This is a genomic window from Eubacterium sp. AF19-12LB, from assembly GCF_003479125.1.
In the GTDB taxonomy this organism is placed as follows: Bacteria; Bacillota; Clostridia; order Lachnospirales; family Lachnospiraceae; genus Eubacterium_U; species Eubacterium_U album.
The window spans coordinates 44,268-66,462 of the sequence record NZ_QUGP01000001.1 but is presented as its reverse complement, the minus strand read 5'-3'; the positions used below and the strand labels follow the sequence as shown (position 1 = coordinate 66,462).

The 22,195-nt window shown below is 33.9% G+C and carries 24 protein-coding genes; 3 read left to right on the top strand and 21 right to left on the bottom strand.

The window, feature by feature from the left end; translation table 11 throughout:
- The first annotated feature begins 418 nt into the window (after positions 1 to 418).
- A complete protein-coding gene (locus DWX29_RS00325) occupies positions 419 to 1,513 on the top strand; it encodes a winged helix-turn-helix transcriptional regulator (protein ID WP_118564893.1) in 1,095 nt (364 codons plus the stop codon).
- 135 nt (positions 1,514 to 1,648) lie between these two features.
- Here DWX29_RS00325 and DWX29_RS00320 read toward each other — a convergent pair whose 3' ends face one another.
- From DWX29_RS00320 to DWX29_RS00300, 5 genes are all read right to left on the bottom strand, one after another.
- On the bottom strand, positions 1,649 to 1,966 hold the full coding sequence (locus DWX29_RS00320) for a helix-turn-helix transcriptional regulator (RefSeq protein ID WP_118564892.1): 318 nt from the start codon (positions 1,964 to 1,966) through the stop codon (positions 1,649 to 1,651).
- Positions 1,967 to 2,272: 306 nt separating this feature from the next.
- Complete coding sequence (locus DWX29_RS00315; protein WP_118564891.1) at positions 2,273 to 2,512, bottom strand: helix-turn-helix transcriptional regulator; 240 nt, start codon at positions 2,510 to 2,512, stop codon at positions 2,273 to 2,275.
- Positions 2,513 to 2,735: 223 nt separating this feature from the next.
- Positions 2,736 to 3,008 carry a hypothetical protein gene (locus DWX29_RS00310; protein WP_158574474.1) on the bottom strand — a complete coding sequence of 91 codons (273 nt, stop codon included), beginning with the start codon at positions 3,006 to 3,008 and terminating at the stop codon, positions 2,736 to 2,738.
- 10 nt (positions 3,009 to 3,018) lie between these two features.
- Positions 3,019 to 3,201: a hypothetical protein gene (locus tag DWX29_RS00305; protein ID WP_118564889.1), complete on the bottom strand. Its 183-nt coding sequence runs from the start codon at positions 3,199 to 3,201 to the stop codon at positions 3,019 to 3,021.
- A 222-nt stretch (positions 3,202 to 3,423) separates the two neighbouring features.
- Entirely contained in the window at positions 3,424 to 3,732 is a 309-nt protein-coding gene (locus DWX29_RS00300) for a helix-turn-helix transcriptional regulator (protein WP_243053210.1), read from the bottom strand.
- A gap of 362 nt (positions 3,733 to 4,094) precedes the next feature.
- On the opposite strand from DWX29_RS00300, the gene DWX29_RS00295 reads away from it, so the two are divergent.
- Together DWX29_RS00295 and DWX29_RS00290 are read left to right on the top strand one after the other, a co-directional pair.
- Entirely contained in the window at positions 4,095 to 4,607 is a 513-nt protein-coding gene (locus DWX29_RS00295; protein WP_118564888.1) for a helix-turn-helix transcriptional regulator, read from the top strand.
- A complete protein-coding gene (locus tag DWX29_RS00290; RefSeq protein WP_118564887.1) occupies positions 4,604 to 5,854 on the top strand; it encodes an MvaI/BcnI family restriction endonuclease in 1,251 nt (416 codons plus the stop codon). Before DWX29_RS00295 ends, DWX29_RS00290 begins: the two co-directional genes overlap by 4 nt.
- Before the next feature lie 63 nt (positions 5,855 to 5,917).
- Here the strand turns inward: DWX29_RS00290 and DWX29_RS00285 are convergent, their stop codons facing one another.
- The 16 genes from DWX29_RS00285 to DWX29_RS00210 form a co-directional block, all read right to left on the bottom strand.
- A complete protein-coding gene (locus DWX29_RS00285) occupies positions 5,918 to 7,237 on the bottom strand; it encodes a DNA cytosine methyltransferase (RefSeq protein ID WP_118564886.1) in 1,320 nt (439 codons plus the stop codon).
- 323 nt (positions 7,238 to 7,560) lie between these two features.
- Positions 7,561 to 8,853 carry a hypothetical protein gene (locus DWX29_RS00280; protein WP_118564885.1) on the bottom strand — a complete coding sequence of 431 codons (1,293 nt, stop codon included), beginning with the start codon at positions 8,851 to 8,853 and terminating at the stop codon, positions 7,561 to 7,563.
- 38 nt (positions 8,854 to 8,891) lie between these two features.
- Entirely contained in the window at positions 8,892 to 9,404 is a 513-nt protein-coding gene (locus tag DWX29_RS00275; RefSeq protein WP_118564884.1) for an RNA polymerase sigma factor, read from the bottom strand.
- A gap of 407 nt (positions 9,405 to 9,811) precedes the next feature.
- Positions 9,812 to 10,450 (bottom strand): septation protein SpoVG family protein, encoded by a 639-nt coding sequence (locus DWX29_RS00270; protein ID WP_118564883.1) that lies wholly within the window; start codon positions 10,448 to 10,450, stop codon positions 9,812 to 9,814.
- A 123-nt stretch (positions 10,451 to 10,573) separates the two neighbouring features.
- The gene (locus DWX29_RS00265) at positions 10,574 to 12,301 is read right to left on the bottom strand and encodes an NlpC/P60 family protein (protein ID WP_118564882.1); all 1,728 of its coding nucleotides are present in this window, start codon (positions 12,299 to 12,301) and stop codon (positions 10,574 to 10,576) included.
- Positions 12,302 to 12,409: 108 nt separating this feature from the next.
- Positions 12,410 to 12,922, bottom strand: coding sequence for an AAA family ATPase (locus DWX29_RS00260; RefSeq protein WP_118564881.1), 513 nt, complete (start codon positions 12,920 to 12,922; stop codon positions 12,410 to 12,412).
- A gap of 47 nt (positions 12,923 to 12,969) precedes the next feature.
- Positions 12,970 to 13,494, bottom strand: a complete 525-nt coding sequence (locus DWX29_RS00255; RefSeq protein ID WP_118564880.1) for a GNAT family N-acetyltransferase — start codon at positions 13,492 to 13,494, stop codon at positions 12,970 to 12,972.
- A 46-nt stretch (positions 13,495 to 13,540) separates the two neighbouring features.
- Positions 13,541 to 14,071, bottom strand: a complete 531-nt coding sequence (locus DWX29_RS00250; protein WP_118564879.1) for a GNAT family N-acetyltransferase — start codon at positions 14,069 to 14,071, stop codon at positions 13,541 to 13,543.
- Positions 14,072 to 14,109: 38 nt separating this feature from the next.
- Positions 14,110 to 14,637 carry a hypothetical protein gene (locus DWX29_RS00245; protein WP_118564878.1) on the bottom strand — a complete coding sequence of 176 codons (528 nt, stop codon included), beginning with the start codon at positions 14,635 to 14,637 and terminating at the stop codon, positions 14,110 to 14,112.
- A 118-nt stretch (positions 14,638 to 14,755) separates the two neighbouring features.
- Positions 14,756 to 17,116, bottom strand: coding sequence for a VirB4-like conjugal transfer ATPase, CD1110 family (locus DWX29_RS00240; protein ID WP_118564877.1), 2,361 nt, complete (start codon positions 17,114 to 17,116; stop codon positions 14,756 to 14,758).
- Between the two features lie 48 nt (positions 17,117 to 17,164).
- On the bottom strand, positions 17,165 to 17,569 hold the full coding sequence (locus tag DWX29_RS00235) for a PrgI family protein (protein WP_118564876.1): 405 nt from the start codon (positions 17,567 to 17,569) through the stop codon (positions 17,165 to 17,167).
- Positions 17,570 to 17,584: 15 nt separating this feature from the next.
- The gene (locus tag DWX29_RS00230) at positions 17,585 to 18,427 is read right to left on the bottom strand and encodes a hypothetical protein (RefSeq protein ID WP_118564875.1); all 843 of its coding nucleotides are present in this window, start codon (positions 18,425 to 18,427) and stop codon (positions 17,585 to 17,587) included.
- A 99-nt stretch (positions 18,428 to 18,526) separates the two neighbouring features.
- Positions 18,527 to 18,790: a hypothetical protein gene (locus tag DWX29_RS00225; RefSeq protein ID WP_243053216.1), complete on the bottom strand. Its 264-nt coding sequence runs from the start codon at positions 18,788 to 18,790 to the stop codon at positions 18,527 to 18,529.
- Between the two features lie 68 nt (positions 18,791 to 18,858).
- Positions 18,859 to 20,877, bottom strand: a complete 2,019-nt coding sequence (locus tag DWX29_RS00220) for a VirD4-like conjugal transfer protein, CD1115 family (RefSeq protein WP_118565022.1) — start codon at positions 20,875 to 20,877, stop codon at positions 18,859 to 18,861.
- 4 nt (positions 20,878 to 20,881) lie between these two features.
- Positions 20,882 to 21,808 (bottom strand): PcfB family protein, encoded by a 927-nt coding sequence (locus DWX29_RS00215; RefSeq protein ID WP_158574473.1) that lies wholly within the window; start codon positions 21,806 to 21,808, stop codon positions 20,882 to 20,884.
- Positions 21,808 to 22,149 carry a hypothetical protein gene (locus DWX29_RS00210; protein ID WP_243053209.1) on the bottom strand — a complete coding sequence of 114 codons (342 nt, stop codon included), beginning with the start codon at positions 22,147 to 22,149 and terminating at the stop codon, positions 21,808 to 21,810. Before DWX29_RS00210 ends, DWX29_RS00215 begins: the two co-directional genes overlap by 1 nt.
- Positions 22,150 to 22,195: the final 46 nt, after the last annotated feature.

Genomic DNA, 22,195 nt, shown 5'->3' with positions numbered 1-22,195 from the left:
AAATACCCTATAACTCTTGAGTGGTAAATAAACATATTTCTTGATACTTATTATTAGATATTTTTTGAAAGTTGCTCTCATATCACAAGATATTCTGCATTTTTGAACATTCTTAGATATACTCCTATATGTGATTCTGCAGCCTTCAAGTTAATACTCTTGTATATACATGCGTATAACACCCCCATTATCAAATCATTACAATCATAACATATTTTATTAATCTTATCATCCCTTTATTTGATATAGGTTGTGAAATATTTTTATCCACTTTATCTATTTTTACAATTTCTTATTTATTGTATAAATCATACATTTTGTATATAATATTAACCATCTTATATTTCATAATAGAATTTGAATAGACGTACCATCAGATAAATTTCAAGATAAAAACATCAATACATGAGGTAACTATATGAAGCATCATAAAATATCATTTCATAAAATATTAATAATTCTGTTTGGATTTTTATCTATCCTAAATTTAATAAATTGTTGTTTTTTTCATTTTAGCAAAATATATATGACTGAAAATCAAATCCTATATATATATTCATCACTAGCCCAGGTAATTGGTGCTCTACTTGGATTAACCATTGCCGGTTATAGTGTAATCGATTCAAAAATACAATCCATTGGTGCAACTGATGATACTATCACAGAATATACAGAAAGCTTGCGTTCTGATTGTTTTCATTCGCTCATATACATAATAATTTTTAGTGTTATAGATATTATTTTCTGCTTAATAACACTAGCTATTTATAATGAGGATAACGCCTTCTTTTTGCTTCTCCCATTCTTCCTAACAGAAGCTATTTTGCTTTTTTTATTGATTATGACTGAAGTAATAAAGTTTGCCTTATATTTAAACCCTACATCTATTAAAGAAAAAAGTATGAAAGAAAAATACATTATAGATAATGAATATTCTTCCAATAAAGAGAATAAGAATAGTTTTTCTAGCTTTATAACTTATTACAACCTACTAGAAGAACTGCTAAAACAATATGCTTGTGAATTAACATGTAGTCCGCAGTCCATGCATAATCTACATATCTTTGATGCATTAAACATCCTGCAACAAAACCAAATTATCAACGGCAGAGCATACTACTTAATTAATGACCTTCGCCGATATCGTAATGCATTAGTACACAGTCCCGATATTGATAAAAGCGTTAATACTGTAATTTATAACGAACTTAAAGACATATACACTTTAATACATGACATATATATGTTCAAAGATAACAATGATATTAAACTTCAAAAAATTAATAAGCTCTATGATTATACTAATAGAAACCATAATAATGAATTAGACCAACGATTGCTGTCTTACTTAAAAAAACACCCATCTGCTTCACTATCTGAGCTATCTAAAACATTTAATTATACTAAGTCAGGTATTTTAAAAAAGCTCAAATTGCTGCAAGAATCAGGTCTCATACAACAACAAGAATCCAATGGACGAAGAAAATGGTATGTTAATGATACAAACAGTTAATCAGAGTTTTAATTCAGTTTTGTATTTTATTAGTTATAAAATCCTATAGATAAATAATCCGGAAATGCTAATTTTTCAAAATTAACATTTCCGGACTATTTATTATCCCTATAATATTGTCTTTGTTATCTTTAACTATTTCTCCACCCCATCTATTGTCCTCAAAAACAACTCCGTCAATGTTTCTTTCATCTTAGGGCTTAACTCCTTCAGCCTTTCATCCACTGAAACCTCATCCTTTTCCTTTATCCCCAATATTGTATTTGCATCTGTATCCAATGCATCCATTAGCCTATACAAAAGATCAATGCTCATCTTATTACTTCCTTCTTCCAACTGATACACATGTGATTGACTTATTTTCGCTCTGTAAGCCAATTCAAATACAGATACATTCTTTTTTATTCTTAATGATTTAATTATGTTTCCAACTTCTAAACCTTTGTATTCCATTTATTCCTCCTGATTTTCTCCTTTATTGCAATGCATTGCATCACGTCTGATACAGTTGCAGTAATATAACACGCCAATAATTACTTACTACTTTGTTTCTTTCCCCTGACCGTCGCCAGTATATGTGCTGTAGCTTGCTACCATACTTCAGTATGGGTCACGGCATAGTCAACAACTTCAAACTTATAATCATAATAAGTAGAAACTATTTCATGCATTGCCTTAAAGGAGGTTTGCCGGCTCATTTGAGCCTCTTTTAATATACTGTTTTCAAATATAAAATAAGAGTTAGTGGCACTATACCTTTTACTCATCATCAATAACCATACAACTTCTGCCTAAAACCAAATAATCAATCGTTGTATCTAATACTTCTGCCAAATAAACAAATGTGTCAATTCTGGCTCCATTTATTCCACACTCAATCATCTTTAATCCTTGGCACGAAATTCCAATCTTTTCTGACAACTTTTCCTGTGTTAATCCCTTTGCTTTTCTTAACTCCTTGATTCTTTTTCCGCTTTCCTTAATATCGTAATAAAACATCTTTTTCCTTTCTGGAAAACCAGAAAGGTTCGTTGTCTGCACCTGACACTTTAATTACATATATTTTTTCTATGCGCAAAAAAAGACGCAAGGGAAATCCTGTAAAGTAAATCTACTTCTTACTGATTTTCCCCTGCGTCTCTGGTGCTTCTACAATTACCTCAATAATTGCATGCCCTTATCAGGTGGGCCTATTTAATTTTTCATAATAAATTGTTTTCAGTCATCCATAATATCCACATTCGTAATCATATGGTGAATGGTATGTTTTTTTCTTATGTAATTTGCTTAATTCATTTTTCGCAGCACTGTTCTTTGTTGCTGCTTCTCCAATAGTCTTATATAGCCTTGACTCTCTTAATTTAATTGAGCCTCTTCTATCCGTAAAACAAACCTGATAGAAGCCATTAGCTATATTAACTATTATCACTTCTTTTATGTGCATTCCATTTTCCATGATATACACATGTTCTCCAATGCCATACTTGTAAATCAATTTTTACACCTCACACAAATAGTTTTCCGTTAATCATTCTCTCTGCTACATATTTCTCATCTATCTTTTTAAGTGTTAAAACTCTTTTGCATCTATTGCATTTGATAGACAAGTTTAAATTTCCTGCATAATAGTCAAACATTCTTCTCTTACAGTCTTTGCAACAGAATGATACCTTCATAGAATTGCTCATTCCTTTGTTCACTTCCTTTAATCAGTATTTTTGTTTTTACAATAAATACCTGCTTGATAAGGGAAATAAATCCTGCAGATAATACGCTAGTATTCCGTAGCATCAAATCCAATGCCCTAGCTAAGCTGATCTCACACCCCTTTTTAGAATGTATCTAAACTATATCGAAAATAATTTTAGTTTTCTATAGCGTATACGCCATAATTCGAAAATTTGTTCGTTTTAGTAATTTTTCCTGCTTTCAACTGTTGAGACATAATATCTAATATTTCTCTTGAAAAATTCCTGCTCTCTTTCATTTTTGATTTGTTCTGCAGTTTTCCTTGTATATAATTCATCAACCGAAACCTGTAAATATTTAGCAATAGCAAATAATGTAACTGCAGACGGATCAGACTTACCTGTTTCTATTCTGCTAATAGTACTGGTTTCAACACCAATTGCATTGGCAAATTGAGTCTGGCTTATTCCATTCTTCTTACGTATAGCTGCTATATTGTTTATATAATTGTTGTCTTTCATTTTAAGCATAATTATCGCTCCTGTTATGTACAAATCACTATATTTATTAGATTTATTAGTAAATCTAAGGGGTAAAATTGTCCCACTATCCAAATTATACATTATAGGTTGTACGATAAACTGGACTTATGAGATAAAAAATTCTCCTTTAATTGAAAAATTTAACGCAAAAAATTCTCATTCTCCTTAAATCTCTTTTTACAAAAAATAGTTCTTTATTTTGCATATAAATGTACATTCAGACATGTCCACCATTTTGTATTTTTCTTATAAATAGTTACTATATGTTGTTTCCCTTTAAATTGATGGTTATAAGTCAAAACATTAAGGGTTAAATAAAATATAATAGCTATTAAGAAGGAGGTGATAAAGTGAACTGGGAATTTGATCCGTCGGAAATTTTATTAGTATTTGGTAGCAATATTAGGAAATCTCGTGAGATGAAAGGATACACTATCTCTGATTTGGCCACTTCAATAAATTATGATCGTAATTGCCTTTCAGCCTTAGAATACGGTGAACAAAACATTGAATATTTGACCGCTCTAAATCTTGCTCGAAAACTTAATGTATCTTTTCCTGCTTTGTTTTCAAGAAACTATCTCTCGGACTTAGGATACAATAGTTTAAATTTCTCCGGTAACTTTATTGAGGATGACTATCTCCTTGTCTTTATTGAGAATTTTCAAAAAATTATGAAAAGTAAACAACTTAGACAGATTGAAATATATGGAGCAACCGATATTCAGCCAGCACTGATAAGTAGATTAGTAAACCGAAAGGCACTTAATCCTACAATTAAAACTCTTTACGCTATGGCTTATACCATAGACGTAGAAATGTACAATTTATTTTTAAGAAGTTCAATTAAGGAGGATATATGATTTTTACACCTTACTCAGATGAATCTAATGTGATTAATATGATACAACGCATACGAAACGAGGATTATGCATTAATACGTATGACATATACTATGATCGATAAAAATAACCTAGATGCAAATGCTATTCTTAGAGATCTCCTATTTGACTGGGGTCTTGTAGATTATGACCAACTAGAACATGGTGGCAAATTTGGCATATCTTATAATGCTTTATTTATTCAGCACGGTAAAACAGACTTTATTAAACTAAAATTTTACAGAGTTGCTAACACTCGAGGTGATAGACGTTTTTCCATCGAAACCATAAAACGAAGGATGGAAAATGGTGAAATCAATGAAGGGGATCTTCTTTATATTTCTGTTTTCCAACGAGCAAATGATACACCTTTAATTTACATAATTAACTTAACGCACAATATTCCAAGTGAAAGTGATTTAATTAATGCCATCGGTATGGATGCAATTACTAAATTGTTCCATGACATCAAACCTCGTTTGCATGAGATTATTCATGGTGGCTTTTTTGATAACTCTAAAGGATATGGTCCAATTGCTCCAAAGGATGTTGGTGACACTTTAGAATATCTTCTTGGAATAAACACGAATAACCGTTCAGATGCAGATTATAACGGTCTAATAGAAGTCAAATCAAAAGGTGGTGGCAGAACTTTAGATACACTTTTTACTTTACGACCACACTTTGAAGGTACAAGGGTTGCAGCATACGAACCAATAGATAGAAACAGAGTTTCCGCTTTTGCCAGAATATACGGATATGATTCCGATTCTCATCCTGGATATAGTAGTCTCTACATAACAATTGGTTCGATGGAAGCACCTCAAAATAACCAAGGATTCTATCTACACGTAAATGATGAAAACAGACAAGTTAACATTGTATGGCGTGATCCAATTACAGGTAAACATGAAATAGCTGCATATTGGTCATTTGACGCCTTAAAACAGCAGTTATATATGAAACATCCATCTACATTATGGGTAAAAGCAGAAAGTAGAGAGATTTCTGGAATGGTTCAATTCAAATATAACGAAATTGAATTTTCCAGAGCTCCTCAATTTACAACTTTCCTCTCCCTCATTAAAGCTGGATTAATTACTTATGATTGGCGGGGATATACTACAAAAGAAGGTAAATATGTTGGGAAAAACCATGGCAATGCCTGGCGTATTAAACCATATGCGAAGCAAGATTTATTCGGTGAAATTGAATTAGTAGAATTATAAGATGATTTGTAGGGCATAAAAGATGGGCAATCTGAAAATATCCAGATTGCCCATCTAACTTATCTACAAAACTCTCATTATTTCATTAGCTACAGCTCTAGCTAATAATGGTGGTACAGCATTGCCTACTTGAGAATATTGTGGTACTTCCACACGTCTACGTAATCCACCTGTTGTCCTCTTTCCAAGAAACTCAAAACTATCATCAAACGATTGTAATCTTGCAAGTTCCCTTACAGAAAACGTTCTTGGTTCAAACGGTGAAATATAATCATCTGCTATAGTCATAACTGTTGCTGATGGCTTATTTCTATCCAACCTAGTTCTAATATTTTTCTTTGTTAGAAGAATATCTACATTCTCTCTGTTAACATTTCCTGCTCTAAATAATTCTATAACCTGTTCTTGCTCCAATCCCATCGCATTAACACAATGGTTAATAAGCGCCGGATAATTAGAAATATCTATCCCTTCACTCATTACACGATTTTTCAGTCCTGCACCATCTTCACCTTCTCTAAATAAAGCAAATCTTTCAGCAATAATTTGTTGATGTGCAGATATCTCATTATTATATACTATTCCATTACTATCAATTGTGTTCCCATTAACATCCGGTGTGCGACCTTCTCTTGAAGCAATTTGAAAATCTGTGTCTGTATCGTGCACCTGATTGCGAATATTTTCATTTCTTATTAAATCGCTTATTGCATCTGTAATTGTTAACGCTGTATCATCGTCATGCGTTGGTTCTGGATATACAGGTGGCACCATATCGTTTCTATATGCCATAACAATTACTCTATTTCTTCTCTGTGGCACTCCATAATGTGCCGCATTTAGAATTCTGGGTTGCAGAGTATGATATCCTATTAATTGAAATTCATTTATTAATATATTAGGAACTATTTCACCATCTGGATATCTATGACCTGTTACCCCTTCAAAACCATAGAACCTCGTATCCATAAATCCTGTAACATTTTCTAAAACTACATATCTTGGACGAACTTCATTAATTACTCTTAAATATTCTCTAAAAAGCATATTTCTTGGATCATTAGGATCTCTACGTCCCGCTCTACTAAATCCCTGACATGGTGGTCCTCCAAAAACTGCATCTATCTCAGGGACATCTCGATTTCTGAATATTTCCAGATTACCTATTTTTTCATTAATTAAATTTCCTGTCAATTCTCTTATATCACCACGATGAAAATAAGTATTTACACCTTGATGTAATCCCAACTGCTCATGTCTGTTCATATAGGTTCTTTGAACATCTGGATTTATGTCACTTGAGAAAAGGATGTGAAAACCTGCTTGAATAAGTCCCTCACTCATTCCACCAGCACCACAAAATAAATCTATTGCATATGGCATTATTATTTTCCTCCTTTTCCTAAATTTTAACATTTACCTTCAAAAATGTCCAGGGTTTTATCTTAAGTAGATTTTAGAACATATGTTCTGTTTTGTCAATTTGTTTTTTACTATTCGAAAAATTCCTGCTTAATTCTATCATATATTCTTTCTAAATTCTACAAAACAATTATACATATATTTTTCTCATAAATTAAAATTTACTCTTTCATACTGAATTTATTTTTGCATATTAACTGTTTATTTCTTTTATTCTATGATGTTCTTAAATATATTTAATTTCATAAATACCAAGAGGCTGCCCTTTAGAACAGCCTCTTTGATTATTTCATATTTCCTAAATCTGATATATCCACTATATATGCTTTTTTATCAAATGTAATTAACATCTTATTTTCTTTTCCCATCAAATACAAATTCATGTTCTCCCAACTTTTGACCGGAATATTTATTTTTAGCCATTCCTTTTTTTCAAGATTTATCAAATACATTATTCCATTTGAGCCGGTATTAAACATTGCATATTTTTCTGATGCACCAATAGGTTCAATTGTTTTTTCATTAGTTTTAATCTTAAATTTAGAGCCTTCAATTATATTTTCAATTGTCATTACTTTTTTGTCAAAAGAATAAGTATGGTTGAAGTTTATATCTGTTTGTGTGCTGAAAAATTCCTTCTCAACTTTTCCGTTTTTCAGATTTATTAAATATTTACTATAATATTCTGTTTTGTCTTTTGTAAACGGTTTACCCAAAGTTAATATATGGTAATCATCCACAAAACTTATTTCATCAACTGTTGCGTATCCGTTTATAAGATTTTTGTTGAATTTCTTTTCAGTTTTGCTGTCCAAATCAAATATTGCCCAATATCCTTTTGATCTGAAATTACAAAGAAGTGTTTTTCCATTTGGAGACATAACAAAATTACAAATCATTTTATCATTTGATATTTTCACAATCTCATTTGTATCCAAATCAATTTCTGCAATTGCTTCATTGACTACCTTACCCTTTTCTTCCTGATACAAGGCTGCATAAATTGTTCTTCCTTTCATAATCGGAAAAATTTCACTTACAGCACCTTTATAATTAAATCCACAAATTTCTTTATTTCTTATAACATAGTCAAAAGAAAACGCCTCATTATTATACTTTCCCTGAAATTTGTTAACCTGTTCGCTAAGAAGCTTATTGTTTTTTATGGAATATACATTTTTAACATTTTCAGAATCATCTTTGCTGTATTCCAATATGAAGGTTTCATTCCTTCCCACAACTTCCATGTTATCGCTTAATTTAATTTCTCCTTCTGGTGTTTTACATTCTTCTGTTTTTTCACTGTTTGTTGTAGTCTCCAGTTTGACTTCCTGCACCTTTTTAATTCCAAATACTCCCTGTAAAAATTCTCTAAAGGAATCAGATGTGCTTGCTCCAACAGTTATTCCTGTTGCGCAAACCACAACTATTGCCAAACTTACTGCTACCCATTTCATTTTTCTTATTTTTATAAACCTACCATTGCTCTCTTCACTTGACACATTGATTTGCTGGTTAAGCAATTCTTTTTTCCAATTTTCCGGAGTTTTAATTGTATCCAATTTTTTTAAATTCATATTTGCCTCCAATCTCCAATTTTTTTGGTTATAATCTCTTAAACCTGCTTTTCTAAAATTTTTGCAAGTTTTTCCCTACCTCGTTGTAATCTTGATTTCACAGTATTAACACTTAATTGAAGAATATCTGAAATTTCTTTTGTACTATATTCCTGATAATAATAAAGAACTAAAACTTCACGATATTTTAAAGATATTTTTCTCAACGCCTTTACCAGAATTTCTGTGTCATTATCTAATTGTAGTCCATTAGTTGAATTATTCTGCATTCCTTCCAGCCTGTCCTTTTCTAAACCAACGGATACATTTCTGTTCCAAAAGGACTTATGATAATCGTTACACTCATTTCTAGCCACCTTAAGCAACCACGCTTTTAAATGTTCACTGTCATTAAATGTTTTTGAACTCTTATAAAGCTTGATAAATGTATTTTGAAAACAATCTTTAGCTGCTTCTTCATTTTGTGTCCATACCACACACATTCTTGTTATGTAATCAGAATATTTTTCTATAACTTCTTCATAGCTCATGCCGGCATATTCTTTATACATATAATTCCTCCCTTCTGATTTATTTGAAAGTTTTCTCTTTCTATATAGAACACGATTGTTTTCAAACGTTGGGTGCAAAATTTCAAATTTTTGTTTTTTGGTTTTGTTTTTAATTTAACACACTAAATTTCAAATATTTTTTCATAATGTAAAAATAAGGAAGCCACCATGCTTCCTTATCATCTCCCAATGTTTGCTGATTATAAAACTTTATTGTGATAGTAGATAATTCAACAAACTATGTATTTCTAATATTTCACAATGTATCTTTTTTCAGCCACATTGTATAATCTTTATATTTCACTGTCAAGATTTATTTTTCTCAATCATAACTATAGTTATTTTCTGATTATGTAACTTTGTAAAATATTCATTTTAAGCTTTTTGTGATTTACTGTTTTAAATTTTTATCTAAACGGCAACTTTTCATCTCCAAAGTCTCTTATAGGTTCAAATCCTCCAATCTCTTTTTTCTGCTCCTTTACCGCATTGCTCTTTTTTATAATTTCTCCATAAAGCTGCTCCCTGAACTCCTTTGTTACTGGATAGCATACTTCTGAATACTCTGTTTTTCCATCTTTACCTTCGGTGGTTTTTGTCGGCATTGCAACGAAACTACCTTTTTCACCTTCAATTACTCTGACACCATCTATTACAAAACACTTGTCTATGTAAATTTTTCCGATGCTTTCTATCTTTTCATTAAAATTGCATGGGTACATTGCCACTGAAACACTAACCTTATCTTTTCCAGATGTTATATTAAGTTCCTTCGCATTGCTTTCATATGCCTTTATGATGTTATCGTACAATTCCTTTCTAAACTCTGCTGTTGTTGGATAAAAGTAATTTTTGTAAACTGGATTTCCCTGTTCATCCTTTTTACTTGTTTTATATCCTGGCATTGCCACAAATGTTTCTCCATTTTTTGTTTCCCTGATTGTAATGTCTGTTAACTTAAAGCTTTCTTCAAATACCACTGAAACAAAAGCCTTTGTACTCCAATTTTCTTTTTCTAACTTGTTTACTTTTATACTATAATTCATAGCTAGTCTCCTTTCCTTAATTCCTTTTTCTTATTTTTATAAATATAATTTTTTAACCATGTATGGTTATGATATATTAAAGCCATCTGATTTAAGAGTTAGTGTTGCTATACCTTAGGGTTCTTATTTTCCTGGTCTACATATCATCACCAATCCTCCATTATGATAATTACCCAAACATACTCCGTGTGCCTCATCCACAGCCTCAACCATTTTTCCGTTACCTACATAAATACCCACGTGGCTTATGTTTTTGTATCTTCCATTGGTTGTATAGCTATAAAATATCAGGTCTCCTGGCTGTATGTCCTTTTCCTTGACTGTTTTGTCCTTAAGTCCTTCTGCTTCCGCAGCTGCAGTTGTTGAACCATTAAATGATATGTCTACACCTGCTGATTTCCACCCATAGAATGCCAGTGAGCTACAGTCAAATGCTTTTCCACTGTTTCTTAAGCTCTGACTGTATGGATATCCAACCTTTGACAATACAAAGGATGCCACTGTCTTTTGTGTTGGATCTGTTATTTTGTCTGTTATGCTTGTTATCTCCTGTGCTGTAAGACTTCCCTGCAAGCCACTTAACTGACTTCCACCTGTCTGACCGCCTGACGGATTACTTGTAATGCAGGCACTCATCAGCTTATTAAGTGTTTCCTGTCTTTCCTCGTCAAACTGATACTCCACTGACATTTCCGTGTAGCTTTTTAATGTAATTCTCACTTCAAGGTACTTTTTCTTCTTTTTTCCCTTTTTCTCTGTTACCTTTTCTGTTGTGTACCTACACATGTCATCAAACACCGCCTTTAAATTCTGCTTGTTTGTTTCATTCATTTTTGTTGCCGTGTTTTCGTAACCGTATTTCACCATGTACACGCACATGATGTCATAGTAGTTTGATGGCTCGCTGTTCATTCCCTCGTAGTCCACATACACCTTTCTGCCCTCATCCGCATCCTTGTGTTCATCCACCAGTGTCTGTATTTCCTGATTAAATTCAGATACATACTGCGTTGTCACTGTCTGTATTGTATCTCCGCTTTCAAGTGGTGGAAGAAATATTGCAAATGGTGAATTGTAAAGAACTGCAATGATAGCGAACACAATTCCTGTTGCGACCATCACCACTATGAGAATCGGAACTACTAATGGTGCCAGTAGTGACATCACCTGCATAATTATGTATGCCACCTTGTTTTTTACAATGCTTCCTACGAGCTTAAACAGACTGTCATTTTGCTCCTCACCGGACTTTAGCTTGTCCATAAAATATTTCATCATTCTGCTCTTTTGCTCTGCCCTGTAAAATGTGTTTTCAATCTTCATTCCCACTGCTTCACCTGCAGCCATTCCTATTAAGGTTCCTTCAGGACCTGCCGCTGAACCAGCAACTGTAGTGCCGGTTTTTACTGCAAGTTTTGTACTTTCCTTTGTTGTATCCTTGACTACCTTTTTGGATGTTTTCTTTGCCACATTTCTTGATGTATTCTTGACTGACTTTTTGGCAAGTTCTTTACCTTTGGTCGATGCTTTCTTTCTGATTCTCTTGCCTGCCACTTCCTTTTGTAGTTTTGACGTGCTCACCTTTTTTCTAATTCGGTTACCTTCGCTTATCGCTCCCTTTACAGCTCTTATTGCAATGCCTGTTGCCTCAAATGCTCCATCAATGTTTTCACCACCCTCAACATTTTCAGTAATAGTTGATTCAGCCATTATTCCTGCTAAATTTACACTTCTTTTGGCTCTGGTTGTCATTGATTTGTTGTCAATTTTAGCTTCATTCTTTTTATGAATCTTTCCGGTCTTTTTCTTGTGTATTTCTGTCTTAACTTCTTGCTCCTTGTTTATTTTCATGTTGTCCTCCTTGATTTTGGGTAAAAAATAACGCCAGGCTAGCTTTATGCTAACTTGGCGTTTAGATATAATACTTTTAGTTTTCTATATAATTTGTAAATTGTTAAATTATTTAAACAGTTCCTTCAAAATAATATCTGCACATTCTTTGGGACTATGTATGCTAGTATCAACTCGCATTCTATATTTTATGCCCTTTGACATTATTTCATGTTGTTCTGCTGATTGCTCCGCATATCTATTCTCTCGTTCAATATTTCTTTGTTTGCATATATCTAAAGGACAATAAACTTCAATTATATCCAGTGGATTATCATTAAAAATTTCTAACATTTGCTTATAATGTGGTTTTATCTCATCTCTTTCGACTAAAATTCCATCAATTAGAACATTTTTACCCATATCGGAATATAATTTTGCTGTATGATACATCATTATTATCACTTCACTTAAATATTTCCAGTAATTCTCCCTTAAATATTTTTCTCCAATCATTTCTTCAAACAAATCATTTGCCACAACATAAAAGAATATATCGTCAGTATCCTGCAATGCCTCTACAATTGATGTTTTCCCTGAACTGGTTACTCCATTTAAGAAAATAATTTTTCCTTTCTCCATGACTTTTTTCCTTTCTTTCCAATATTTCTTATATTATCAATATAAAACTAACATTCTTTCTTATAAATTAACATTCCCTTGCCGTATGGATCGTCATCTGCATCAAATTCTTCTGAAACAAATGAATATGCATTCTTATCTAATACTCGTACCGAAGCATTATTTCCATGCATAACACGACCATATAAAATCTTTACTTTAAAGGTTTCACATGCAAACCTTGTCATTCCTTGCACAAGTTCTGTTGCATAACCATTTCCACTATATTCTTTACAAATTGTATAACCGATTTCTACCTCATTTGGTTTTCCATCAACTTCATTTATGCCTGTATCTCCAATTAATTCTCCATTTTCCTTTAATTCTACAGCCAATACAAATGGTAAATGCTTTTCATTAACACACTCTGCATAAAACCTTATTGCTTCCCGTGCCTCTTGAATGTCTGCATAACTTTCGTTAGGTATCCATTTTTTAACTTCTTCTTCAAGATGATTTTCATATAATTTTTGTGCATCTTGTATTTCAAATCTTCTAATTTTCAAGTTTCTTGTTTCAAATATATATTCCATTATTTTTATTGTCCTCACTCAATTTATTTGTTATCATTTCCATTTCTTATTGCTTCACAAATTCATAAAACCTATACATGCATTCTTTTGAATCATCGTAATCCTTCCACATTTTCTTTTCACACAAATAAAAATCTGTCTTTTCCAATAGTTTCCATGAATTTATATTATCATCTCGAATAGTAGCAATAATTTTATTTATTTGATATTGCTTAAAGAAATATTCTATATATGCTTTCAAACTTTCCAAAGCATAACCCTTTCCTCTATATTCCTTTCCTAAAAAATATGTAACACCTGTTTGCTCAAAATCATTGTACCATGAACACCCAACCGAACCAATAATTCTATTGTCTTTCTTGAGACAAACTGTATATGCCAAATAATCATTTTCCGGGTTATCCCTTTTATCATATTCAACGGCTTCTTCTATCCAATCTTCAATCCATTCAGAACAATTACAATCAAATCCTATTGCTTCCAAGCTACCATCTTGTGCCATCTCTGCAAAACTCTTCTCATCTCCGTACTGAATAGAACGAATTACTAATCTATCAGTTTCAATTTTCAATTTCATCACTCCCTCTAACGATAAACCGCTCTGGCAAATTAATGCTATAGCGATAAAATAATCTTTTTTATTTCGTCAACCTTTTCAGATAATTCTTTTGTCCCATCTATTACATAATCAGATGACGGCAAAATATCTTTTAACATTTGAACATAAGCAATTCTGGCATACTTTAGGTATGTCTCCATCTCTTGTCTAATCTCCTCACCTGTAGCGTTTTTCATGTCTCGCAAAACCTTTCTTGCCATTGCAATGTCTAATGGGGTATCTATGAAAATCGCACAATCAATATAGTTTCTTAAGGCTTTGTGACAGTATGCAAAAGGATAATCTAGCAATAGATATTCACAATCTGAATTTTTTATATCAATAACATCTTCTACCAATGGACTCAAATTCCATACATTATAATCTGCTCCTTGTTTCGTCCATTCATAAAAATTATCAACTTCACCTTCAAAAGAATAATCGTCAAAATACAAAGCTTTCGTATTTGCGATTTGATTCTTCAGTTCATTAACTATAGTTGTTTTTCCACCTGCTGTCACAGCAGCAATTGCTATTACTTTCATTTTACCCTCCTAAGATATGAGTGCAAATTTATGTTGCACTCATTTACATTCTAACCTACACAATTCTACCACACCGCCCATCTCCCAGCAATTATATTTTATCTACTCTCTAATAGATTTACTCATCCTTTTTGCGATTTTCCATCTTCTCATACAGATTAGTGTTATACAGTCTGTACAACTCGCTGTCCTTGTCAATCACATTGTCAAACGGCACCATTCTGCTTCCGCATTTTATCAGTCCGCATCCTGACGGTGAGTCTATCACATAGTTAAGTTGCTCCTCTGATATTTCCAGTGCCTCCACTATCTTTTCTATGTCCTTGCTTGACTGATTTAAAAGAAGTATGAATGCTGAGTTTGAAAGCATTGTGGTGCTTGTCTCACTCATTAAAAGGTCCACGATGTTCTGTGTGATTCCTGTACACAGTCCTCCCTGCTTTCTTACCTTCTTCCACATCTGTCTAAGGTATTCCGCACTGAATGGTGAATTAAGGAGCACATGCACTTCATCTATGTAGAACCATGTTGCCTTTCCGTGTTCTCCGTTTTGTATGATTTTCTGCTGTATTGTCTCCATCATCACAAGCATTGCAAGTGGGGCAAGTGATTCTCCAAGGTCCCTTATTCCGTAAACAATGAATCTGTTGTTTACGTTTATGTTTGTCTGATGATTAAATATGTTAAGTGCGCCTGTCACAAATATTTCAAGTCCAAGTGCAACGTCCCTTGCCTCCTTGTCCTCCTGCTCCAGCAGTCTGTTGTAAAGGTCCTCCATTGTTGGAACATATTTTTCCCTGCTTCTTGCAATGTCCATGTACAAATCCTTTACACATCTTGAAATGATAGAACGCTGCTGTGGTGTTATTTCTTTCATTATCTGCTCACAGATGCTTAACATGAACTGGCACTTATCCCTTACCCAGCCCTTACTGTCCAATACATCAAGGTTCCACACATCCATGTCCATGGGATTAATGTAGTTTCTTGTGTTTGTTGAAATGTTTATGTAAGTTCCATTGTATTTTTCAGTGACATCCTCATATTCATTCATTGGATCTACTGCAATTACATTGTCATCTGTTGAGAGTAAAACCGACCCCATTTCCATCTTTGCCTGAAATGACTTTCCTGCACCTGACACACCAAATATGAATCCGTTGCCGTTTAAGAGCTTCTTTCTGTTGCCCACAATTATGTTTTTTGATATCTGGTTTACGCCATAGTAAATGCCGTTTCTGTCACAAAGTTCCTGCACATTAAACGGCATCAGCACTGCAAGACTCTGTGTAAGCATTGTTCTCATTGTTTCAATCTGTCTTACTCCTATTGGAAGTGTTGTGTTAACTGCTTCCCTCTGTTTGTACATGCATGTGTCAACAGCACATCCTGCTCCCTTTGCAATGGAGTCAACTGTCTCACAGATGCTTTCAAGTTCATCCCTGTTATCTGCCATGACAATCATTGTCACTGAAACATAGTAAAGGCTTTCGTCATTTTCCCTTACGTTGTTCATTATCTCCTCAATGTCCTTTTTCTTCTGTCTTGTTGCATATGAAATGTCTGATGAAAAGTCATTGTTTCTGTTTCTTGTTCTCTGCTGTTTTATTATGTCTGACTCAATGCCCAGATACTTTTTCTGCAGCATCTTCATTGTCAGGTCCTTTGGCACCGGAACCACATCCACACTTGTAACCGAATGTACCGGCAGAAATGTCAGCTCCGTAAAAAATCTGTCAGAAAGGTATGTGGGATATTTCTTTATGAAAAGAACCCTTCCAACCTTTCCCTCATCCTCAAAATAGTCAGGATGATATTTTATCCTTGTGTTGCAGATTTCATTTCTAAAGTCTGTTCCGGTAATTCTTCCCTGTCTTATGTCAAAGTTAAATTCATCCTCCCTTCCAAGTCTGTAATAGTCGTGAAGAATCTTTAACCTTTCATTTCCTGTAAGTGGTGTCAGTTTTGAACCAAGTTCGGCAAAACTTCGAAACATTGATGCCTCTATTGTTGCAAACTGTGCCTTTGCCTCCTCAAAGTTCTTTCTCTCAATTGTTATGGTAAGATATCTTTCCTGCTCGATGCCCTGTCTTCCCTCAAGTATCTTATCCTCAATGATTCTGTTGTAACTTTCCCTCATCTTATCGAATCCGTCATTTCTGTACTTAAGCATTACCTCATTTCTCAGCACATCCATGTCCTTGTTTTTATTGTTGACTGTTATCTTGAATGTACAGTCAAATGAGTTAAGGCACCTGCAGTATCTCTGAAAGAAGCTTTCCTGTTCATCCTCTGAACGTGTGGCATAATTGACATCACTGAATCTGTATGTCTTTGAATACTTTCCATCTGCCACCTCAAATATCCCGCTTTCCGATATCTTTAATATTTCTATTGTTTCCTGCACCGACTTTGGTGATTTGTAAAGCGGCTCTGATGCCTTCTTTATTTCAGAAAACCTGTCCTTAAATATGTTCATTCCTGTTCCTCCGTTTATTTTCCTGTGTTAATTTTTTTTGTATGTTTCTCATTTTCTGCTTTTGTCACTTCTTTTGTTTTTCTTTTGTTTTTTCCTTTTGTCTTCCTTTTTTCTCTGCCGTTCCTCTTCCATTCTCATTCTTTTTATGGTTTTCTCACTTTCCTCTGAAATGTATGTAAGTGGTCTGTTCTTAAAAGCGAACCACAGTTTTCTTTTAAACATCTGTGTAAAACTCATTCCCTGATATGAATAAAATCCGTTTAATGCAAGTGGTGCCACCACGGGAATTGCAATGTATGCACTTCCCGTAAGGCCCACGTATCTGTATGTAAGAAGAACTATTGCCCCACCGCATGCAACTGATGCGATGGAAAATATCAGCTGTCTTGCAGTAAGTCCCATCACCACTGACTCCTGATATTTTTCTATGTCCTTGTTAATTGATATGTTCATCTGTTCCTCCTGTTTCTATAATCCCAGTGCCTTACTTGTAAGATTCTGTGCTCCCTTCACTGCTCCGACTGTCATTGCCACGCTGAATGTAAGTTCACACATGTACATCAGTGCCTTTGTCCAGTCCGCGTAATCGCTTGTAAATGTTGGTAGTCCTGCATTTAAAAATGCATTGCAGACTATTATTGCAAGTGCCATTGTCACTGCCTCCAGCACTATTGACAGAAAGTACTTTGCATAGCTTACTGCCGAATGACTTACCATCCGGTTTCCGCTTACAGTTGAAAACGCAAGTGCGCCAAATGGCACAACCACAAGTATTTTTAAGAATCTGAAATACACGGTGTATATGAGCATGAAACCGCAGAAGATGATTACAAGTGCAATGATTACTGCAAGTATCATCATTAAAAGGCTTTCTCCGAATCCAAGGTCCTTTATGATTGTCTGCTGTTCACCTGGTATCTTTAACTTGGTTGTTGTTCCCTGTGTCATGAGCCCCACCAGATTCCCAGCTGATGTAAAGAATGCCTTCATTATTGTCACGTTATTTGCAACAAGCCATTCAGCTATTCCTATTCTCATTAACATCCTTAGTATGGTTTCAAATCTTACCTCTTCCTTTACGTCAATGCTCTCCGAACAGAAACCTATTACAAAGAACAGAACCACCAGTGACGAACCAACCGCCACAAATATGGGTTCAAGGTTTGCCACCACTGCCCAGGGGCCTCCGTTCTTGAAGCTTACCGGGGACTGCCCCAGCAGTTCAAAAACAAGAGACACCTTGTCATTCCAGAAATCAACAACCGTCTGCAAAAGATCAAGGATTACACCGCCTAAGCTAAATATGTCCATAATCTCTTACCTCCCTTCGGTAACGCCCCCTCGCTTTGCTCGTCGGCAAGTCGGTCGGTGCGTTCCAAAATATTCACTTCGTTCATGTTGCACCTCCCTCTAGAATCCTAATATTCCAAGTACTGATGAAATGCCTGCCATCATTACTCCTGCAACAATTCCCTTAAGTGCCGAGTTCATTGTTGATGAATCAGCTGCCTGATATGCCTGTGCAAACTCCATTACATTTTTTGCAAGAATGATTACGCCGATTGCCCCAATGATTGCAAGCACCAGTGTCTTTAAGTTATCAAGTGGTTTTGTAACTGAACTTGCATCTCCCGCAGCAAGTACGTTATTTACCTGAAATACTGTCATATACATTGCCCCAATTAAACAGTTTTTTATGTTTCCAATATTTTTCTTAAATCTCTTCATATCTGATTTTCTCCTTATCTGCTTTGATATTTTTCTAGTTTCTCTTTCATTTCCTCAATGGATGTTTCTGGTTTTAAATATTCAAGCAAATACTCCAAATCCATTTTTATTGCTAATGCCTTTTTTGCTTCGTCCATTTGCTCTGCTGAAAAATCCATTGTACATAGTCTTGTTGTAAGCTCCTCTCTTAAGTCTTCATCTGTTGGTTTTGTCTCCATCTGAAACTCACTCTCCTGTAATGCTGCAATCTCTTGTGGAGTCAAATCAATAATGTTAACTTTTTCTCCTGACTTCTCAACTTCTTTGATTTCTCTTTCACTGTAAATTTTTAATCCATCCTTAATTTTGTTACTTTTCCTAATATTGTGTGTATAAGGCTTTGCCCCTCCATCTTCTGTTTGTTTAAAATTCTTATGGTCAAAAGGCCAATATTTTTCATCAAATATAGGATTAAATCCCTTTATGAAAATAAGGCAATTTTTGTTATCCATATTTCTTACTTCATCAGGATTCATAAGGGATCTGCCAAGCACATCATAATTTCTTGATGCCGAACCATGTACACCTCTTGTTTCACCTGTTGACCTTTTGTCTATAGTGCCTTTACCAAGTAACTCAGATATATATTCATGGGTAGACTTTTCATTTCCACCAAGATATACAAGGGTGTCACAGTTACCTGTAATTGTTTCCCAGGTTTCTTTAAACAGTGCCTTTATTTGTGCCAAATTCTGAATAATGATAATTGCGCTGATTCTTCTACTTCTCATAGTTGACAATAACGAACAAAAGTCATCAGGTAACGCCACATTGGCAAACTCGTCCAACATAAGTGTGACATCAAGTGGAAGTTTTCCTCCAAACTTAAAGTCAGCCTGATAATAAAGTTCCTGAAATAGCTGTGTATAAAGCATCCCAACCAAAAAGTTGTATGACTTGTCTGAATCGGGTATTACACAAAACAATGCTGTTCTTTTTTTCCTGTTTCGTTTTGTCCCTATTCCCAGTTCTTCAATATGAAGGTCATCCTTTGACAAAATTCTCAATATCTGCGGATTTTCTAATAATGCTAACCGTGAATTTGCTGAAATAATAATTGACCTTACAGTATCTCCTGCACCTCTTACCACTTTCATATACTGCCTATATGCCGGATGATGTTCACCAAGTGAACTTGTATCTACAAGTTTTTTCATTCGTATAGTTAGTTTTGAATCCTTCTTGTCATTAACCTCTGCCTCTGACAACAACTTTAAAACCGCTTGAAAGTTCTTTTGGTTTGGTGGCATCTCAAGCCATACATAATAAAACAACGCCTGAAGTAACATCCCCTCCGCATGTTCCCAAAATTGGTCTGTAGGGGCTGATTCCTTTGGCGTTGTATTACTAATTAAATTTGTGACCAGCTTTATCACATCATTTTCTGTTCTTATATAATTGAATGGATTGTAGCAATCCGACTTAGCCATATCTATCAAGTTAAGTACTTTTACGTTATATCCGTTTTTCTTCAACATCCCACCGGTTGCTCTAAGCAGCTCACCCTTTGGATCTGTTGCGATAAACGAACCCTTTGGTAACATTTGCATTATGTTTGGTTTTACAATATAAAATGTTTTACCTGCACCTGAACCACCGATTACAAGCATATTGTTGTTTAGCTTTGTAACTTTAGTATCTGTACTCATCCTTACATGTCTGCTAAGTATTCTGTTCTTATCATCAGATTTATCACTTATAGATTTATTTACCTGATCTATGTTTGCTAAGCTTGCAGTACCATACTCTTTTCCATGCATAAAAGTTCTTCTGCTTGTAATATACAAAAGTACTGCCATTGCATAAATAAGTGTTCCGACTATCATAGCCTTTAAACTATGTTCAGTCCAATAATTTTTAAATGGATGATCTAATGCATCATTTACCTTGTTAAGTAAAGTTATTACATCCATTCCTTCTTTCCATACACCACTTATAATGTATGAAATAAATAAGACAAAAAGTTCTCCTGCAATAAGAAAAGGAACTAACATCTTGTTATTTCTTTTTTGCAATAGGCTTACTTTCCCTTTCCTGATGTTTCTTCACTTTTTCCTTTTTCTGTCTTTCTTTGTCCCTTTGCTTATTCGCTCTCTTTCTTATCTCTTCTCCAACTTTGTCATAATAGTTGTCCCTTAATTCCTCACCACGCATTTTTCCTGCCGGTTTCTTATTTTTATCAAGAAGTTCATATTCCTGATTTTTGTTTAAAAATGTAAGAAATGTCTTTCCTCCATTTATTGTTATTATGTCTTCCTTTTTTATAGTAAGATATTTAACATTTTCTCCAAACGTTCCCGTTACTCTTGTTATGAATAAATCTCTATTTTCACTTTCAACAAGATTCTTTGAAATTGTAATATCTGTTTTTTCAAGGTCATTAATATTCTCGTTATACTTAATATTCTTTTCTGCATTTACAATTTCTTTTTTTCTTTCTGCAGTAACAGATACTGGTGCTTCCGGTAATAATTTTTTCTTCTTAAGATAGTCCATTGTATTCTTGCAGTTTCCATCTCCATTTCTTACATATTCTGCAATATCTTCAAGCTTGCCATTACCTAGTTTTTCTATCAATGCATTTATCCTTGGAGTTGCCTCCACCGGAAAGATAAATTCTTTCATTCCATCGCCTTTGTTTATATCCGGCATTTTTGAATACAAAATTCCATATTTCCCTGCCAGTTTTTCAAATTCCTTTACGTCTTTTTCTTTTATTTGAAGTACCTGAAGATTACCACTATTTTTAAGCATCTTTTTAAGACTTGTTTTTCCTTGTGTTTTCTCATGATTTAAAAGTCCAACAATGAATATTGTTAGATTTTTTGCCTCTCTTATTGATGAACCTGTTACATCTAATCCTAACTTTATACCATCATATCCAAACCTTAACATTTGTATTGCTTCCATGATTTCATCTGCCATTAACATTTCACCTCTTTCTGATTCATCTTATTAACATTTATTGCAATGTCTATTATCACAGACATTCTACTGGCATCTTTTTTACTATTTATAATAGAATTAAGCTGCTTGTCTGAAAGACCACTTTTGATTGCTCTATTAATTTGCTTTAACTGTGCAACAGTAAGTTCCCCTGCTGACAATTTTCTTACAAGACTGTCATTGTATTTCTTTGATAAAAATACCTTTTTTAATAATCCAAATTTTTTCTTGGGTACCTCCGTTTTTTCAATCCTTAATCTTTCAGATTTCTTTCTCTCGTTCTGTGCATTCTTATATGCACATTCAAACTCCTGTCCCATCTTTTCCTCCATTCACACTTTACGACATTATGTCGGGAAGTTATTT

Bases quoted from the DNA above. Each gene is read 5' to 3' on its own strand.
- DWX29_RS00325 (WP_118564893.1), top strand. From the start codon at position 419: ATGAAGCATCATAAAATATCATTTCATAAAATATTAATAATTCTGTTT.
- DWX29_RS00320 (WP_118564892.1), bottom strand. From the start codon at position 1,966: ATGGAATACAAAGGTTTAGAAGTTGGAAACATAATTAAATCATTAAGA.
- DWX29_RS00315 (WP_118564891.1), bottom strand. From the start codon at position 2,512: ATGTTTTATTACGATATTAAGGAAAGCGGAAAAAGAATCAAGGAGTTA.
- DWX29_RS00305 (WP_118564889.1), bottom strand. From the start codon at position 3,201: ATGAGCAATTCTATGAAGGTATCATTCTGTTGCAAAGACTGTAAGAGA.
- DWX29_RS00300 (WP_243053210.1), bottom strand. From the start codon at position 3,732: ATGCTTAAAATGAAAGACAACAATTATATAAACAATATAGCAGCTATA.
- DWX29_RS00290 (WP_118564887.1), top strand. From the start codon at position 4,604: ATGATTTTTACACCTTACTCAGATGAATCTAATGTGATTAATATGATA.
- DWX29_RS00285 (WP_118564886.1), bottom strand. From the start codon at position 7,237: ATGCCATATGCAATAGATTTATTTTGTGGTGCTGGTGGAATGAGTGAG.
- DWX29_RS00280 (WP_118564885.1), bottom strand. From the start codon at position 8,853: ATGAATTTAAAAAAATTGGATACAATTAAAACTCCGGAAAATTGGAAA.
- DWX29_RS00275 (WP_118564884.1), bottom strand. From the start codon at position 9,404: ATGTATAAAGAATATGCCGGCATGAGCTATGAAGAAGTTATAGAAAAA.
- DWX29_RS00270 (WP_118564883.1), bottom strand. From the start codon at position 10,450: ATGAATTATAGTATAAAAGTAAACAAGTTAGAAAAAGAAAATTGGAGT.
- DWX29_RS00265 (WP_118564882.1), bottom strand. From the start codon at position 12,301: ATGAAAATAAACAAGGAGCAAGAAGTTAAGACAGAAATACACAAGAAA.
- DWX29_RS00260 (WP_118564881.1), bottom strand. From the start codon at position 12,922: ATGGAGAAAGGAAAAATTATTTTCTTAAATGGAGTAACCAGTTCAGGG.
- DWX29_RS00255 (WP_118564880.1), bottom strand. From the start codon at position 13,494: ATGGAATATATATTTGAAACAAGAAACTTGAAAATTAGAAGATTTGAA.
- DWX29_RS00250 (WP_118564879.1), bottom strand. From the start codon at position 14,071: ATGAAATTGAAAATTGAAACTGATAGATTAGTAATTCGTTCTATTCAG.
- DWX29_RS00245 (WP_118564878.1), bottom strand. From the start codon at position 14,637: ATGAAAGTAATAGCAATTGCTGCTGTGACAGCAGGTGGAAAAACAACT.
- DWX29_RS00240 (WP_118564877.1), bottom strand. From the start codon at position 17,116: ATGAACATATTTAAGGACAGGTTTTCTGAAATAAAGAAGGCATCAGAG.
- DWX29_RS00235 (WP_118564876.1), bottom strand. From the start codon at position 17,569: ATGAACATATCAATTAACAAGGACATAGAAAAATATCAGGAGTCAGTG.
- DWX29_RS00230 (WP_118564875.1), bottom strand. From the start codon at position 18,427: ATGGACATATTTAGCTTAGGCGGTGTAATCCTTGATCTTTTGCAGACG.
- DWX29_RS00225 (WP_243053216.1), bottom strand. From the start codon at position 18,790: ATGTATATGACAGTATTTCAGGTAAATAACGTACTTGCTGCGGGAGAT.
- DWX29_RS00220 (WP_118565022.1), bottom strand. From the start codon at position 20,877: ATGTTAGTTCCTTTTCTTATTGCAGGAGAACTTTTTGTCTTATTTATT.
- DWX29_RS00215 (WP_158574473.1), bottom strand. From the start codon at position 21,808: ATGGCAGATGAAATCATGGAAGCAATACAAATGTTAAGGTTTGGATAT.
- DWX29_RS00210 (WP_243053209.1), bottom strand. From the start codon at position 22,149: ATGGGACAGGAGTTTGAATGTGCATATAAGAATGCACAGAACGAGAGA.